The sequence below is a fragment of the Brachybacterium zhongshanense genome (assembly GCF_055385755.1).
In genome coordinates this window covers 2,010,170-2,026,379 of sequence record NZ_AP043790.1, presented here as the reverse complement: position 1 = coordinate 2,026,379, position 16,210 = coordinate 2,010,170, and the positions used below count along the sequence as shown (strand labels likewise).

The 16,210-nt window shown below is 68.8% G+C and carries 14 protein-coding genes; 10 read left to right on the top strand and 4 right to left on the bottom strand.

What is annotated here, in order from left to right; genetic code table 11:
• Positions 1–61: 61 nt before the first annotated feature.
• The 10 genes from asnB (at position 62) to ACZ5AJ_RS09035 (ending at position 12,645) form a co-directional block, all read left to right on the top strand.
• On the top strand, positions 62–2,806 hold the full coding sequence (gene asnB, locus ACZ5AJ_RS09080) for an asparagine synthase (glutamine-hydrolyzing) (RefSeq protein WP_464133128.1): 2,745 nt from the start codon (positions 62–64) through the stop codon (positions 2,804–2,806).
• A gap of 99 nt (positions 2,807–2,905) precedes the next feature.
• Positions 2,906–3,841 carry a 4-hydroxy-tetrahydrodipicolinate synthase gene (gene dapA, locus ACZ5AJ_RS09075; RefSeq protein WP_464133123.1) on the top strand — a complete coding sequence of 312 codons (936 nt, stop codon included), beginning with the start codon at positions 2,906–2,908 and terminating at the stop codon, positions 3,839–3,841.
• Complete coding sequence (locus tag ACZ5AJ_RS09070; protein WP_464133119.1) at positions 3,841–5,535, top strand: ribonuclease J; 1,695 nt, start codon at positions 3,841–3,843, stop codon at positions 5,533–5,535. The genes dapA and ACZ5AJ_RS09070 overlap by 1 nt, the downstream gene beginning before the upstream one ends.
• Positions 5,536–5,716: 181 nt before the next feature.
• Positions 5,717–8,566 (top strand): FtsK/SpoIIIE family DNA translocase, encoded by a 2,850-nt coding sequence (locus ACZ5AJ_RS09065; RefSeq protein ID WP_464133115.1) that lies wholly within the window; start codon positions 5,717–5,719, stop codon positions 8,564–8,566.
• 49 nt (positions 8,567–8,615) lie between these two features.
• Positions 8,616–9,227, top strand: coding sequence for a CDP-diacylglycerol--glycerol-3-phosphate 3-phosphatidyltransferase (pgsA, locus tag ACZ5AJ_RS09060; protein WP_464133113.1), 612 nt, complete (start codon positions 8,616–8,618; stop codon positions 9,225–9,227).
• Positions 9,217–9,798 carry a CinA family protein gene (locus ACZ5AJ_RS09055; protein ID WP_464133109.1) on the top strand — a complete coding sequence of 194 codons (582 nt, stop codon included), beginning with the start codon at positions 9,217–9,219 and terminating at the stop codon, positions 9,796–9,798. The genes pgsA and ACZ5AJ_RS09055 overlap by 11 nt, the downstream gene beginning before the upstream one ends.
• 302 nt (positions 9,799–10,100) lie before the next feature.
• Positions 10,101–10,406, top strand: a complete 306-nt coding sequence (locus ACZ5AJ_RS09050; protein ID WP_464138734.1) for a helix-turn-helix domain-containing protein — start codon at positions 10,101–10,103, stop codon at positions 10,404–10,406.
• 1 nt (position 10,407) lies between these two features.
• Complete coding sequence (locus ACZ5AJ_RS09045; protein ID WP_464138733.1) at positions 10,408–10,632, top strand: DUF3046 domain-containing protein; 225 nt, start codon at positions 10,408–10,410, stop codon at positions 10,630–10,632.
• A gap of 222 nt (positions 10,633–10,854) precedes the next feature.
• Entirely contained in the window at positions 10,855–11,949 is a 1,095-nt protein-coding gene (recA, locus tag ACZ5AJ_RS09040; RefSeq protein WP_464133105.1) for a recombinase RecA, read from the top strand.
• Between the two features lie 63 nt (positions 11,950–12,012).
• A complete protein-coding gene (locus tag ACZ5AJ_RS09035) occupies positions 12,013–12,645 on the top strand; it encodes a regulatory protein RecX (protein ID WP_464133102.1) in 633 nt (210 codons plus the stop codon).
• A gap of 84 nt (positions 12,646–12,729) precedes the next feature.
• Here the strand turns inward: ACZ5AJ_RS09035 and ACZ5AJ_RS09030 are convergent, their stop codons facing one another.
• The 4 genes from ACZ5AJ_RS09030 to ACZ5AJ_RS09015 form a co-directional block, all read right to left on the bottom strand.
• Positions 12,730–13,596 (bottom strand): amino acid ABC transporter permease, encoded by an 867-nt coding sequence (locus ACZ5AJ_RS09030; RefSeq protein WP_464133098.1) that lies wholly within the window; start codon positions 13,594–13,596, stop codon positions 12,730–12,732.
• Entirely contained in the window at positions 13,593–14,240 is a 648-nt protein-coding gene (locus ACZ5AJ_RS09025; protein ID WP_464133095.1) for an amino acid ABC transporter permease, read from the bottom strand. The genes ACZ5AJ_RS09030 and ACZ5AJ_RS09025 overlap by 4 nt, the downstream gene beginning before the upstream one ends.
• Positions 14,241–14,320: 80 nt before the next feature.
• Positions 14,321–15,202 (bottom strand): glutamate ABC transporter substrate-binding protein, encoded by an 882-nt coding sequence (locus ACZ5AJ_RS09020; RefSeq protein ID WP_464133093.1) that lies wholly within the window; start codon positions 15,200–15,202, stop codon positions 14,321–14,323.
• A gap of 107 nt (positions 15,203–15,309) precedes the next feature.
• The gene (locus ACZ5AJ_RS09015) at positions 15,310–16,080 is read right to left on the bottom strand and encodes an amino acid ABC transporter ATP-binding protein (protein WP_464133089.1); all 771 of its coding nucleotides are present in this window, start codon (positions 16,078–16,080) and stop codon (positions 15,310–15,312) included.
• Positions 16,081–16,210: the final 130 nt, after the last annotated feature.

Here is a 16,210-nt window from a genome sequence, read left to right as displayed (position 1 = left end):
GCTCGGGCGGCCGATCCCGGCGTCGACCGGATCGGAGCCGCCCCTTCGAAAGGACTCGCCCATGTGCGGAATCTCCGGCAGCTACGGCTTCGGCGCCGGCACCGAGGACATCGCCCGGCGGATGAACGCCGCCCTGGCCCACCGTGGTCCCGACGGCGAGGGCATCGCCGTCGTCGGATCTGCCGGACTCGCCCACCGTCGGCTGTCCATCATCGACCGCGAGCACGGCGCCCAGCCGATGACCACGGACGACGGCCGCTTCACGATCGTCTACAACGGCGAGGTCTACAACTACCTCGACCTGCGCGCCGAGCTCGAGGCCCTGGGGCACACCTTCCGCACCGTGTCGGACACCGAGGTGCTGCTGCATGCCCATGCCCAGTGGGGGACCGCCGCCTACGACCGGTTCAACGGCATGTTCGCCTTCGCGATCCACGATGCGGAGTCGGACACCCTGACCGTCGCCCGCGATCACTTCGGCATCAAGCCGCTGTACTACCGGCACGATGCTGAGACCGGTCAGCTGCTGTTCGGGTCGGAGATCCGCGCACTGGTCGCCTCGGAGCGCTTCACCCCCGCGCCCGACGACCGCGCCGTCTACCGCTACCTGAGGTTCCGCGTCCAGGACGACGATGAGCAGACCTTCTTCGAGGGAGTCCGACGCCTCCTCCCGGGCCAGATGCTGGTCATCGGTCCCGACGGCGTCGAGGTCTCGTCCTTCACCCGTCTTCAGGAGGAGCTGCGCGAGATCGCCTCCCGGCCCGGTCGGCAGCTGACCCCGGCCGTCGTCGACGAGTACCGCGAGCGCTTCCAGGAGGCCGTGCGGCTCCGGCTGCAGTCCGAGGTCCCCGTGGGGACGTCCCTCTCCGGCGGTCTGGACTCCTCGGCCGTCGCCGCCGTGATCGCCCGCCATCTGCGCGAGCAGCCGGGCGATGAGAGCTTCGACGCCGTGGGCACCAGGCAGAACACCTTCTCCGCGGTCTTCCCGAACTCCCGCAACGACGAGGAGCGCTACGTCGACGCGCTGCTGGACGACTACCAGGGGCAGATCACCGCGCACAAGATCCACCCCGACCCGCAGTCCTTCCTCGAGGACCTCGTGGACTTCGTGCGCACGCAGGAGGAGCCGATCATCTCGACCGGTCCTTACGCGCAGTACGCGGTGATGCGGGAGGCGAGCGAGCACGTCACCGTCCTGCTCGATGGACAGGGCGCCGACGAGATGATGGCGGGATACAACCCGTACTTCTACGTCTATCTCCGGCAGCTGCGCCGCCAGAAGCGGTTCAAGGAGCTCGCGAGCGAGGTCGTCGGCTCGCGGGACATCCTGCGCAAGCTCGCCGCGGTCAAGTACTCGGGCCGCGCCTCCGTGCCGATGGAGGCGCTGCTGGACAACGGGTTCGTCTCCGCGCATTCCGGGGAGAAGGTCGGCAGCGTCCAGGACGATCTGAAGGAGCGCCTGCTCGAGGACACGTTCCGCGCCTCGCTGCCCTCTCTGCTGCGCTACGAGGACAAGAACACGATGCGGTTCAGCATCGAGGGCCGCGTGCCCTTCGTCGACAAGGAGCTGCTGAAGTTCCTGTTCTCGCTCGACGAGGCGGCGATCATCCACGACGGCTGGAACAAGCGGATCCTGCGTGAGGCCATGGACGGGATCCTCCCCGACATGATCTCCAAGCGTCGGAACAAGATCGGCTTCACGACGCCCGAGAGCGAGTGGTTCCGGCGCATCGCCCCGTCGCTGCTGGAGATCTTCCGCTCCGACTCGTTCGCCTCCCGCCCGTACTTCGATGCGCGCAGCGTCGTGGCCCTGTTCGAGGACTACGTCGAGAACCCGGACAACCACGGCACCCTGATGTTCTGGCGCCTGCTGAACGTCGAGCTGTGGATGCGGGAGTTCTTCGATCCGCACGGCACCGGCGTGCGCGCGGGCGCACTCGCCGCGGACGACGGGACGGTCGCCGCGGGCGATCGCGCGGTCACTGCGGGCGAGGAGGCCGAGCCCGGGGGCGACGACGCAGCCAAGAGCGACTACGCGCCCAACCCGGGCAAGGAGCTGGATCTGCTCTCGGACGTCGACGGCCGCATCTGGCGCCGCTTCCCGCTGCAGACACCGCTCGTCGGCCGCGGCGATGACCTCGAGGCGATCGTCCGCGAGCGGGTGGAGGCGTTCGCGGCCTCGCTCCCCGCCGACGCGATCCCGTCGGGTGCCCGCTGGCACTACGTGATCAGCGAGAAGATCGTGGCGATCACCCAGGGCCGCTCCTGGTTCACCTGGGAGATCCGTCCCCGCCGTTCGGCCAGGATGCTCAGCCGCTTCGTCACCCGCACCCCGGCCGGCATCGGCCTGGGCGATCCGACCACCATGGAGCTGGCCATCCGAGAGGTCGGTCTGCCGCGCGTGGTCGTCGCCTCCGCCGCCGGCGCCGCCGGCAAGGTGGTCGGGAAGAAGGGCCTCTTCTACGAGGTGGTGGGTGCGAACGTGCGTGCGATCGACGGCCCCACCCCCTACTCGGCCTTCCCGTCGAACGTCTCCGCGAAGCTCCCGCCGAAGGACCCGGACCAGGTCGCCGCGCGGCTGTCGGCTGCGATACGCGGCGCGGACATCCCGGCCGCGCTGCGCGACACCTTCGTCGGCACCGTCGTGATGGATGCCAATGACATCGGCCGCAACGTGCTGGGCTCCGACGTGACCACCGCGCACGACGTGCTCGAGGGCACCTTCGCGGACAATCCTCTCGGGCAGGGCCGTCAGCGCACGCCGATGGCGGTGCTGGTCGATCTCGGCACTCCGACGCGCGCGTGATCCGCGCCGGCGCTCGACTAGGCTCAGGGGGCGGGAGCCGGCGCGGCGCCGACGACGGGTGCTTCGCCCGGTGACCCCCACCCTTCCCAGGAGGAGACCATGACCAGCCCGTACACGAGTCCCGCGCGTCCATTCGGCGCTGTGGGAACCGCGATGGTCACCCCGCTGACTCCCGATGCCGAGGGCATCGACCTCGACTCCGCGGCCGCGCTCGCCGCCCATCTGGTCGAGCACGGGAACGACCTGCTGGTCCTCTCGGGCACGACGGGGGAGGCTCCGACGGTCTCGCTCGACGAGAAGATCGCGCTCACGCGGACGGTCCGCGAGGCCGTCGGGTCGGATGTGACGATCGTGGCAGGCGTGGGTACCTACGACACGGCGCGCACGGTCGAGCTCGCGAGGGCGCACGCCGAGCTCGAGATCGACGGTCTGCTCGTGGTCACGCCCTACTACTCGAAGCCCTCGCAGGCCGGCATCCTCGCGCATCTGCGCACGGTGGCCGACGCGACCGATCTGCCGGTGATGCTCTACGACATCCCCGGTCGCACCGGCGTGCCGCTGTCCCGCGAGACCCTGCTTCGGATCGCCGAGCATGACCGGGTGCTGGCGGTCAAGGATGCGAAGGGCGATCTGCTGCAGTCGACGCAGGTGATGGCGAGCACCGACCTGGCGTTCTACTGCGGTGAGGATGCTCTGAACCTGCCGTGGCTGGCACTCGGGGCCGCCGGTCTGGTCTCGGTGGTCGGACATGTCGCCGGTGACCTCGAGAGGGAGATGGTCGACGCCGTGGACCGCGGCGACCTGGACGCCGCGCGCGCCGCCAACGCTCGTCTCGCTCCACTGGTCGAGGCGGTGATGGGGCGCATGCCCGGGGCCGTCGCGGCGAAGGCCGCGCTGATGCTCCAGGGCGTCCTGCCCCATGGGGCGATGCGTGCCCCGCATGTCGCCGCCGATGACGAGCAGCTGCGCGAGCTCGCCGAGGCCCTCGACCGTGCGGAGGGCATCCTGCCGCTGGCTCCTGCCTGGAGGTCCTGATGAGCACCGCCTTCTCCGAGCGGCTCGGCCCGCCTCCGGAGCTCGCCGCCGGGACGCTGCGCGTCACCCCGCTGGGAGGGCTCGGCGACGTCGGCCGGAACATGACGGTGTTCGAGATCGACGGTCGCCTGCTGATCGTCGACTGCGGCGTCCTCTTCCCGGAGGATGCGCAGCCGGGTGTGGACCTGATCCTGCCCGACTTCGATGCCATCGCCGACCGTCTCGACGACATCGTGGCGATCGTGCTGACGCACGGCCACGAGGACCACATCGGCGCGGTGCCCTACCTGCTGCGGATGAAGCCGGACATCCCGCTCGTGGGCACCCAGCTCACCCTGGCCTTCATCGAGGCGAAGCTGCGCGAGCACCGCATCACGCCGTACACGCTCGCGGTCAGCGCGGGGCAGACGGAGTCCTTCGGTCCCTTCGCCTGCGAGTTCGTGGCGGTCAACCACTCGATCCCCGACGCGCTCGCGGTGCACATCTCGACGGCCGCGGGATCGGTCCTGCACACGGGCGACTTCAAGATGGACCAGCTGCCGCTGGACGGCCGCATCACGGACCTGCGCGCCTTCGCCCGTCTCGGCGAAGCCGGTGTCGACCTGTTCATGGCGGACTCCACCAACGCGGAGGTGCCCGGCTTCACCGTCGGCGAGCGGGAGATCGGTCCGGTGCTGGACTCGATCTTCGCGAAGGCCTCGCAGAAGATCGTGGTGGCTTCGTTCTCGAGCCATGTCCACCGCGTGCAGCAGGTGCTCGACGCGGCCGCCGCGCACGGCCGGAAGGTCGCCTTCGTCGGCAGATCCATGGTGCGCAACATGACCATCGCCTCGGAGATGGGGTACCTGCATGTGCCGGACGACATCCTCGTGGACGTCAAGCGCATCGACGATCTGCCCGATGAGCAGGTCGTCCTGATGTGCACCGGCAGCCAGGGCGAGCCGATGGCCGCACTGGGCAGGATCGCCAACCGGGACCACCGCGTGAGCGTGGGCCCCGGCGACGTCGTGATCCTGGCCTCCTCCCTCATCCCGGGCAACGAGAACGCGGTGTTCCGCGTCGTCAACGGGCTGCTGGCGCTCGGCGCCGAGGTGATCCACAAGGGCACGGCGAAGGTCCACACCTCCGGGCATGCGAGCGCCGGGGAGCTGCTGTACTGCTACAACATCGTGCGACCGAGGAACGTCATGCCGATCCACGGCGAGGTGCGGCACCTGATCGCCAACGGTCGGATCGCGGAGGCCACAGGCGTCCCGGCCGAGAACGTGGTGCTCGCCCGCGACGGTCACGTGATCGATCTCGTGGAGGGGGTCGCGAGGGTCGTCGGCGAGATCCCCAACGGCTACGTGTACGTCGACGGCGCGAGCGTCGGAGAGATCTCCGACGCCGATCTCAAGGATCGCCGCATCCTCGGGGATGAGGGATTCATCTCCCTGTTCGCCGTCGTCAACTCGGAGACCGGCGCCCTCATCGCGGGTCCCGAGATCCATGCGCGCGGCGTCGCCGAGGACGATGCCGTGTTCGAGAGGATCCGGCCCGAGATCGTCAAGGCGCTCGAGCAGGCGGTGTCGGACCAGTCCAACCGCAGGGACACGTACCAGCTGCAGCAGGTCATGCGGCGTGTGATCGGTCGCTACGTCTCCCAGCGCCTGCGCCGGCGCCCGATGATCATCCCCGTCGTCGTCGAGGTCTGAGGATCCCGCCCGCCGCTCCGCCTCCCCGGCCCCGGGGAGGCGGAGCGGTACATTGGTTCCCATGGCGACACGTACGTCTTCCCCCGCACGTGCGTCGAAAGGCTCGTCTCGGAGCGCGTCCGCCGGAACCTCCCGCACGACCGGCTCCGCGGCCGACGACCCCTCGACGCTCCCTCTCCCGGTGCGCGCAGTGCGCTCCGGGTATCTGGCGATCGCACGGATGGTCGGCGGCTTCGTCCGATCGATCGGCGTGGCCCGCTGGGAGGTGGCTCCCGCGCTGCGCCGTGATGGCTATGCGCTGTTCCTGCTGATGATCGGCATCCTGGTCGCCGTCGTCGAATGGTGGCAGGCGACCGCGGGCGTGCTCGGAGCGGTCCACACGGTGGTCGCGGGCACCTTCGGCATCGCGTCGATGGCCATCCCGCTGCTGGCCCTGGGCTGGTCGCTGCGGATGTTCCGACGGCCTGACCAGGTCCATGCCAACACGCGCATCGCGATCGGCATCGCCCTCCTGCTCATCGCGATCTCGGCGATCGCCTCCGTCTCCGCGAAGCTGCCTGCTCCGTCCGACGGCATCGACGCGCTCTCGCGCGGCGGCGGCGTGCTCGGCTATCTCGCCGCGGCGCCGCTGGTCGCGCTGCTGCCTCCGGTCGCCGTGGTGGTGCTGCACTCGGTGGTCATCTTCTTCGGCGTCCTCGTGCTCACGGCGACACCGGTGGAATCGATCCCCGCCAGGCTGCGGTCCCTCTACCGGATCATGGTCGGGCACAGCGAGGAGGAGGACGCCGAGCGCGTCGCCTTCGGTCTGCGACCGCGGCGGCAGGATCCATCGCTGCACGAGCAGGAGACGACGGCCCAGCCGACCCGATCGCGTCGCCGCAGCCGCAAGGAGAAGGAGGCCGAGCGGCTCGAGGCGGAGCGCGACCATGACGGGTTCGGCTATGCGGGCGACGAGGCGTTCGAGCAGGGCATCGCCGACGAGGCCTCTGGGGTGCATCAGGGACAGGGAGCGCAGTCGCGACGCAAGCGCCGCCCGCGGAGGAAGCCGGAGGAGGCGACGGCGGCGATCGGCGCCGTCGACGATGAGAACCAGCGAGCCAAGACTTTCCCCGGCGGGGATGCCGCCGGGGAGTCGGTGCCGGCCCCGGCTCCGACGGCTCCGATGCCCGCCGGCAAGGGGTCCGGGACGAGCACCCGGTCCGCCTCGGCGGCGAAGCGGGTCGAGGAGGCGCCGACGACCGATCGGGCTGCGGCGGAGGCCGACGGCGGCGACGCCGAGCTGGTCCTGCCGCCGATGGGGGACCTTCCCCGGGCGGGGGAGCAGCTCGAGCTCTCCGGCGACATCGTCTACACGCTCCCGGAGTCCTCGTTCCTGGTGGAAGGGCCGCCGCACAAGTCCCGGTCCGAGGCGAACGACCGCGTGGTCGAGGCGCTCGGCGAGGTCTTCGAGCAGTTCAAGGTGAATGCTGAGGTCGTCGGCTTCTCCCGTGGCCCGACGGTCACCCGTTACGAGGTCGAGCTGGCTCCGGGCACCAAGGTCGAGAAGGTCACGGCGCTCGACAAGAACATCTCCTATGCGGTGGCCAGCGCGGACGTGCGCATCCTCTCGCCGATCCCCGGCAAGAAGGCCATCGGCATCGAGATCCCCAACACGGACCGCGAGACGGTCGCCCTGGGCGACGTCCTGCGCAGCTCCGTGGCGCGGCGCAACGAGCACCCGATGGTGATGGGCGTGGGCAAGGACGTCGAGGGCGGGTACGTCGTCGCGAACCTCGCGAAGATGCCGCATCTCCTGGTCGCCGGTGCCACCGGTGCCGGCAAGTCGAGCTTCGTGAACTCGATGATCACCTCGATCCTGATGCGCGCCACCCCGGAGGAGGTGCGCATGGTCCTGGTGGATCCCAAGCGCGTCGAGCTCACGATCTATGAGGGCATCCCGCATCTGATCACCCCGATCATCACCAACCCGAAGAAGGCCGCCGAGGCCCTCGAATGGGTCGTGCGCGAGATGGACGCACGGTACGACGACCTCGCGGCCTTCGGCTTCAAGCACATCGACGACTTCAACAAGGCGGTGCGCGCCGGAGACGTGACGCCCCCGCCCGGCAGCGAGCGCCGCCTGGCGCCCTACCCGTATCTGCTGGTCGTCGTCGACGAGCTCGCGGACCTCATGATGGTCGCCCCGCGCGACGTCGAGGCCTCGATCCAGCGCATCACGCAGCTGGCCCGCGCGGCCGGGATCCATCTCATCCTCGCGACCCAGCGCCCCTCGGTCGATGTCGTCACCGGCATCATCAAGGCCAACGTCCCCAGCCGCCTGGCCTTCGCGACCTCCTCGCTCCAGGACTCGCGGGTCATCCTCGACTCGCCGGGTGCGGAGAAGCTCATCGGACAGGGCGATGCGCTGTTCCATCCGATGGGCAAGGCGAAGCCGATGCGTGTTCAGGGCGCCTGGGTGAACGAGTCGGAGATCCACAAGGTCGTCGACCATGTGAAGCAGCAGATGAAGCCCTCCTATCGGGAGGACGTCACCGTCGCCGCCGCCAAGAAGCAGATCGACGACGACATCGGCGACGATCTCGATGTCCTGCTGCGGGCCGCCGAGCTCGTGGTCACCACGCAGTTCGGCTCGACCTCCATGCTGCAGCGCAAGCTCCGCGTGGGGTTCGCGAAGGCCGGCCGCCTCATGGACCTGCTCGAGTCGCGCGAGATCGTCGGCCCCTCGGAGGGGTCGAAGGCTCGCGACGTGCTGGTCGGACCCGACGATCTGGCCGGTGCCCTGGCGCGCATCCGCGGCGAGGACGAGCCTTCCGGGGCGCCTGCGTCCGACGGGGGAGCGGGGACCGCCGAGCCGTACGATGCTGCGGCCGTCACGGGACCGGCCAGCGCATCCGGGTACGGCGACGACGACGGCGACCGCTATGCAGGTGACCCGCTGTCCCACGATGACGCCGAGATCGCCACCGACTACTACGACGACGCCGAGTCCGACGAGGACGGCGAGGACGCCTGGCAGCTGACCGGCCGCTGACCGGACCGGCGCACGGCGAGGAGCGCGCGACGAGCGCAGAAGGAGACCCATGAACGTCGACCATGATCCGCAGACCGCACCACCGGTGCCGCTGTGGAACATCGCGAACATCCTGACGATGGCGCGATGCGTCATGGTGCCCGTGCTCATCGTGGTCGCCGCGATGTATCCGGAGTCCGTCGGCGGCCGGCTCGTCGTGGCCGCGATCTTCATGATCGCCATGATCACGGACTTCCTCGACGGACATCTCGCTCGGAGCAGGAACCTCATCACCGACTTCGGCAAGATCGTCGACCCGATCGCCGACAAGGGCATGACTGGTGCCGCCTTCGTCATGCTCTCGGTGTGGGACTACGTGCCCTGGTGGATGACGATCCTCATCCTGGTGCGCGAGTTCGGCATCACGATCATGCGTTTCACGATCCTCAAGTACGGGGCCCTGCCGGCGAACATGGCCGGCAAGGCCAAGACGATGATGCAGTCCATCGCGATCACCTTCTGCCTCATCCCCTTCGAGATGTGGTGGGAGCCGGCGCGCTGGATCGGCCTGGCGCTGGTGACGATCGCCTTCGTGCTGACGATCTGGTCCGGCCTGGTCAACCTCAAGGACGGACTGAGGCTGAGGCGCGAGGCACTGGCGGACGCCCCCGATGCCTCGTGATGCCGCGCTGAGCGACCGCGATCACGCTGCTGCCGGTTCATCGAGCGCTCCGGTCGCCAGGGGAGAGAGGCCCGCTGCCGCGATCGGCTCGGAGGCCGTGGACCCGGCCGTGATCATCGCCGCCGCCCGTGAGCGGGGCTGGATGATCGCGACCGCGGAGTCCCTGACGGCAGGGGGCGTGGTGGCTCGTCTGGTGGATGTGCCGGGAGCGAGCGTCGCCGTGGCCGGGGGAGCCGCGTGCTATTCGTACGATGCCAAGCACCGGGTGCTGGGCGTGGATCCCGAGGAGCTCGAGCGCACAGGAGCGGTGACCGCCGGGGTCGCCGAGGCCATGGCCCGGGGGGCTCTCGTCCTGTACGACGCGGACATCGCCGTCTCCACGACGGGTGTCGCCGGTCCGGGGGCCGACGAGCGAGGCGTGCCGGAGGGCACTGTGTGGATCGGGGTGGCCTGCCGCGGACGCGGCGCGAGCTCGCGCCGGTTCGACCTTCCCGGTGACCGTGCGCGGGTGCGTTCGGCAGCTGTCGAGGCGGCCCTCGCGGAGCTGGCCGACACGCTCCAGGTCGGCTGAGTGCGAGCGGAGGCCCGTGCTGTGGCGGGCGCGCCGTGCGCGGGGCAGCTCTGCTGGGCGCAGCGCGGCGCAGCGGCGTCATGCCGAGCAGCGCCGGCTGGGCCTCCGGAGGCGGTCGCGATGGGCAGGCATGTCACGAACATGTCGCGGATGTGAACCGTTCCCAGGAGTCCTGGGTCACGTCCCACTACACTGCGGGGAACACGCACGCCGTCGGGTGCGTTGTGCACGTCGTGATGATGCCGATGAACGGTCACCGACAGGTGCTGATCGAGAACGACCAGAGGAAGGGAGGCAAGGCCATGGTCCTGTTCCGACAGGAACTGGGGGACGTCCTCCGCGATGCGCGCCGCACTCAGGGGCGCACTCTGCGGCAGGTCTCCTCCGACGCCCGGGTGTCCCTGGGCTATCTCAGCGAGATCGAGCGAGGCCAGAAGGAAGCCTCCAGCGAGCTGCTGCTGTCCGTCACCGAGGCCCTGGGTCTCCCGCTCTCCTACGTGCTGCGCGAGGTCTCCGACCGCATCGCCCTGGTCGAGGGCGTGGCGGTGCCGGACACGATCCCCGAGGGCCTTGCCGATGAGGCGGGCCCGCTGGTGGGCGCGCGTTGACGTGCGCCGCAGCGAGTTCACGGAGCTGGCCGACCACGTGTTCGGTCCCGCCCTGGCCCGCACGTACGCCCATGATCTCGTGCTCGAGGAGCTCGGCGGCCTGACGGCCGACCAGGCCCTCGAGCACGGGCGTCCGGTGCGGCGCGTATGGATTGCCCTGTGCGACGCCATGGACGTGCCCGAGAGCTCGCGATGGGAGATTCCCGCGCAGCAGCGACGACGCTGACTCGGGGAGCGCGACACGCCGCGCACGGAGCCGGACCTCCCGGCGTTCGAACGTCTGTTCGGGTATGATCGGCGTCGACGGGCTCCGCACCATCACCGCTCCTCCCCAGCGCCCGGTCGTGCACAACGGCCGCGCCGGAGGACCGGATGTCGGTCGAGCCGCCTACTGTGGCCGCAAGGTCAACTCGTCGGCATCACCGGCCACCTGGAAGGAACGAATCCCATGGCTCCCAAGAACGCCCCGAAGGAGCGCGCCAGCTCTCTCGACGCCGCACTCGCCCAGATCGACCGCCAGTTCGGCAAGGGCTCGATCATGCGCCTGGGCGACGACACCCGCCCCCCGGTCGAGGTCATCCCCACCGGCTCCGTGGCGCTGGACGCCGCGCTCGGAGTCGGCGGTCTGCCCCGCGGGCGCATCGTCGAGATCTACGGCCCGGAGTCCTCGGGCAAGACGACGGTCGCGCTGCATGCGGTGGCCAACGCCCAGCGCAATGGCGGGATCGCCGCCTTCATCGACGCCGAGCACGCACTCGATCCGGAGTACGCGAAGAAGCTCGGTGTCGACACCGATGCGCTTCTGGTCTCTCAGCCCGACACGGGCGAGCAGGCGCTCGAGATCACCGACATGCTGATCCGCTCCGGCGCCCTGGACATCGTGGTCATCGACTCCGTGGCCGCTCTCGTCCCGAAGGCGGAGATCGAGGGCGAGATGGGTGACTCCCATGTCGGTCTGCAGGCGCGTCTGATGTCGCAGGCCCTCCGCAAGCTCACCGGTGCCCTGTCCGCCTCCGGAACGACGGCCATCTTCATCAACCAGCTGCGCGAGAAGATCGGCGTCTTCTTCGGCAGCCCCGAGACCACCACCGGCGGCAAGGCGCTGAAGTTCTACGCCTCTGTGCGCATGGACATCCGTCGCATCGAGACCCTGAAGGCAGGTACCGACTCGGTGGGCAACCGCACTCGCGTCAAGGTCGTCAAGAACAAGATGGCCCCGCCCTTCAAGCAGGCCGAGTTCGACATCCTCTACGGCGAGGGCATCTCCCGCGAGGGCGGCCTGATCGACCTCGGCGTCGAGCACGGCGTGATCCGGAAGTCGGGTGCGTGGTTCACCTACGAGGGCGATCAGCTGGGGCAGGGCAAGGAGAACGCTCGTCAGTTCCTCAAGGACAACACTGATCTCGCCGCTGAGATCGAGGAGAAGATCCTGCGCACCCTCGGCGTGGGCAAGTACGCCGCAGAGGTGTCCGCAGCGGAGTCGGAGACCGATGCGCCTCTCGAGGACGACCTTCTCGATGAGGACGTCCCGGCCGCGATCTGATCCATGGTCGGTGATGACGACCGCGCGCACGGCGTTCCCGCTCTCCAGGGGGAGGAGAGGTCCGTGCGCGCGGTGACGAGCGGTTCTCCCCTCGGGCAGGATGCCGTTCGGGATCGTCTCGAGCGGCGGACTCGTGAGATCCTCGATCGCGCCCCGGCGGCCGTGGATCCCAGCGCCGCGGGTCGGGAGAAGGCAGTCATCCATGAGTGCCGCTACCTCATGCGACTGCTCGCGAACCGGCAGCGTTCGGCGGGGGAGCTTCGTCAAGCGCTGGCGCGCAGAGAGGTGCCCGCGGACGTCGCCCACGAGGTGATGGCGCGCATGGACCGCTCGGGCCTGATCGACGACCGGGCCTTCGCCGCAGAATGGGTGCGTCAGCGCCGTCGGCTGCGCTCCCTCTCGGATGAGGCGCTGCGTCGTGAGCTCGAACAGCGGGAGGTCGCCCCTGCGGTGATCCTTGACGCGATCTCTGCAGATGAGGACGGGCCCGACGGCGAGGAGGAGCGCTGTCGAGAACTCGTGCGCTCGCGTCTGAGCCCGGCAGATCTCGAGCGTCTCCAGGAGGATCGTGACGGTTCGCACCGTCGTCGGCTCTCCCGTCGTCTCGATGCGCTGCTGACGCGCAAGGGATATCCGGGCGACCTCGCTGTCCGCGTGATCTCGGGTGAACTGCGCGAGGCTGCACAGGAGCACTGACCGGTCTGACCATCGAGGTCCGATCACTTCCTCCGCTGAGAGCTCAGCGCACGGGGCCGGCGGCTCACGGCATCAGTTCAGGGCTCAGTCGGCCACTGTCGGCGTGCCGACCACACGTGCCGCTCGGCGATGCCCGCTGCGCCGCTGCAGACGGACGGCGATGCGCGACAAGGTGATGTTCAGAGCGATGTAGACGGCCGCGCCGACCGTCAGGAGAGGCAGAAGGTAGTCGGCATTCGTGAGAGCATCCGCAACTCTGCTGATGCTGCGCAGCAGCTCGGCGTAGCTGACGATGTACCCGAGGGAGGAGTCCTTCACGAGGACCACACCCTGCGCGATCAGCGACGGGAGCATCATGCGCACCGCCTGGGGCAGCTGGATGTCGCGGTAGATCAGGAACGGGCCCATCCCCACGGACTCCGCAGCCTCCGTCTGTCCCTTGGGCAGGGCCGTGATGCCGGCGCGAAGGATCTCCGCGAAGATCGCTCCGTTGTAGATCACGAGACCGAAGACAACAGCGCTGAGCGCCGTGGAACCAGGAAGCATGAGGATCGCGAAGAACATCATGAGCACCACGGGCAGGCCGCGGAAGATCTCGATGATCGCCGTGGTCGTCCAGCGGATCACGCGATAGGGCGACGCGCGCAGCGACACCAGGAGCACGGCGAGCAGCGCAGCGAGCGGCAGAGAGATGACGGCGGCCAGGAGCGTGTTCCCCAAGCCTCGGAAGACCGCCGCCCACACATGCCTGGTCTCGTAACCGGCGAAGTTCGGGGGAACGTCCACCAGGACCATCCAGCGGTCGTCGAACACGCCGTTGAGATGCAGTCGGTAGATGATCCCGCCGGCCACCGCGAGGATGACGACGCCGAGGACCACAGAGATGATCCGTTCCCTGCGCTTCTCCTCAGGGCCGGCGACGTCGTAGAGGACAGGTCCGCTGGTGCTCATCGTGCGAACGCCACCTTCCGCTCGAGATATCCGGCCACCTGGCCCAGGGGAATGCAGATGATCAGGTAGCACAGTGCGACCCCGAGCAGGATGCCCAGCACGTCGCCGGAGTGCACATTGGTCAGTCTCCGCGACATGGCGAACAGCTCGAACACGCTGAAGGCTCCGGCCACCGACGTGTTCTTCACCAGCGCGATGAAGACGTTGATCAGCGGAGGCACCGCCGTGCGGAACGCCTGCGGGAGCACCACGATCGTGAGGTTCTGCTGGAACGACATGCCCAGAGAACGAGCGGCCTCAGCCTGCCCGACCGCGACGGAGTTGATGCCCGAGCGCACAGCCTCCGCGACGAAGGCCGAGGTGTAGCAGCTCAGCGCGATGACCGCAGCGACCTTGTAGTCGAAGGTGAAGCCCATCGACGGGGTCACGAACACGTAGAAGAAGAACACGATCGTCAGCGGCGTGTTGCGGAGGAACTCCGTGTACGCGGTGGCGACGATCCGCAGCGGTGCATACGGCGAGACGCGCATCGCCGCGATGAGCGTGCCGATCACCAGAGCGGCGATGCCGGACAGGACGGCGAGAGTGAGCGTCGTCGTGAAGGCGCTCCAGAGCATCTCCCTCTCGAGGAGGAGGCTTCCCATGGGCTGCTCCTGACATGTCGTCGGGCCGACCGGGCAGGTCGACCCGACGACGGACGGTGGGGGACGGGCGGCTCAGCGGCTCAGTAGCGGTCGATCTCCGGCGGGTCCGGGGTCGGCAGGACGGCGCCGGCGGTGCCCTCCCAGGCCTCCGCCCAGCTGCCGTCGTCATAAGCGGCCTGGAGGGTGTCGTTGATGAACTCGCGGAAGTCGTCATCGCCCTTGGCGAGACCGATGCCGTACGGCTCCTCGGTGAAGGTCTCGCCGTCGTTGACCAGCTTCAGGCTCTCCTCGTCGGCGGCCACGAAGCCCGCCAGGATGACGTTGTCGGTGGTGACCGCGTCGACCTGACCGTTCTTGAGCGCCGTGACGCAGTTGGAGTACGTGTCGAAGGTCTGGAGCGTGGCCTCGGGGTGATTGTCGGTGATGTACTGCGCGGGCGTAGAGCCCTCCACCGATGCGACCGTCTTGCCGTCGAGGGAGTCCTCCCCGGTGATGTCCTCGTTGTCGATCAGCACCATGAGCGCCTGGCCGGCGATGTAGTAGGGGCCGGCGAAGTCGACGACCTCCTTGCGGGTGTCATTGATGGTGTAGGTGGCCACGACGATGTCGACATTGCCGTTCTCGATGAACGGCTCGCGGTTGGCCGAGACGGTCTCGACCCATTCGATCCCGTCGGCATCGATGCCGAGAGCACCGGCGATGATCTTGCCGATCTCGACGTCGAAGCCCGCCGGATCGCCGTCGGGCCCGGCCTGACCGAAGAGAGGCTGGTCGAACTTGGTGCCGATCGTGATCTTGCCGGCCTCGGCGAGCGCCGCCATGGTCGAGCCCTCGGCGAACTCCGAGGCGTCGACATCGGCGACCTCAGGCTCGTCGTCGTCCCCACCGCCGCATGCGGCGAGGGCCAGGGCGGCGACGGATCCTGCGGTGCCGGAGAGGAAGAGGCGTCTGTTCAGTGACATCGTGAACTCCTTCGTCGGAAGCGGTCGGGGAGGGTCGGTGGGCGGTCAGGTGGATATCCAGGGGAGCTGAAGGAGAGGGGGGAGGGGAAGGTGCCTGCCCGCCGAGCTCAGTGATGGAGGATCTTCGAGAGGAAGTCCTTGGCGCGGTCGGTCTGCGGGTCGGTGAAGAACTCCTCGGGGGTGCGGACCTCGAGGATGCGTCCGGCATCCATGAAGACGACCCGATCGGCGGTGCGACGCGCGAAGCCCATCTCGTGGGTCACGACGATCATCGTCATGCCGTCCTTGGCGAGGTCGGTCATGACCTCGATGACCTCGTTGATCATCTCGGGATCCAGCGCGGAGGTCGGCTCGTCGAAGAGCATCAGCTTCGGGGCCATCGCCAGCGAGCGGGCGATGGCGACGCGCTGCTGCTGTCCGCCGGAGAGCTGAGCGGGCAGCTTCTGCGCCTGGTTGGCGACCCCCACGCGCTCGAGCAGCTCCATGGCTCTCTGCTCGGCCTGCTTCCGAGGCTCCTTCTTCACCTTGATGGGCGCGACGGTGACGTTCTCCAGGACCGTCTTGTGGGCGAACAGGTTGAAGGACTGGAAGACCATCCCCACCTCGGCGCGCAGTCGCGCGAGTCCGGGCCCGGAGGTCGGCAGGAGCTCGCCGTCGATGCGGATCTCGCCCTCGTCGATCGTCTCGAGGCGGTTGATGGTGCGGCACAGCGTCGACTTGCCTGATCCCGAGGGGCCGAGCACGACCACCACCTCCCCTGCGGTGACCTGGAGGTCGATGTCCTTCAGGACGTGCAGATCGCCGAAGTGCTTCTGCACCCCGGCCAGGGACACGAGCGGGCGGGCGGCCGGCTGGGCGCCCGGTGTGGTCTGCGACATAGGTAGACCCTAGTCGAGGTGGGGTCGATCACGGGGCCGTCGCGCCGCTGTCGTCACGACTTCGTGATCCTCCGACGGCGGACGTGAGATGCGTCGACGGACAGCGCCGGCACCTGCGAGGTCCCGCACG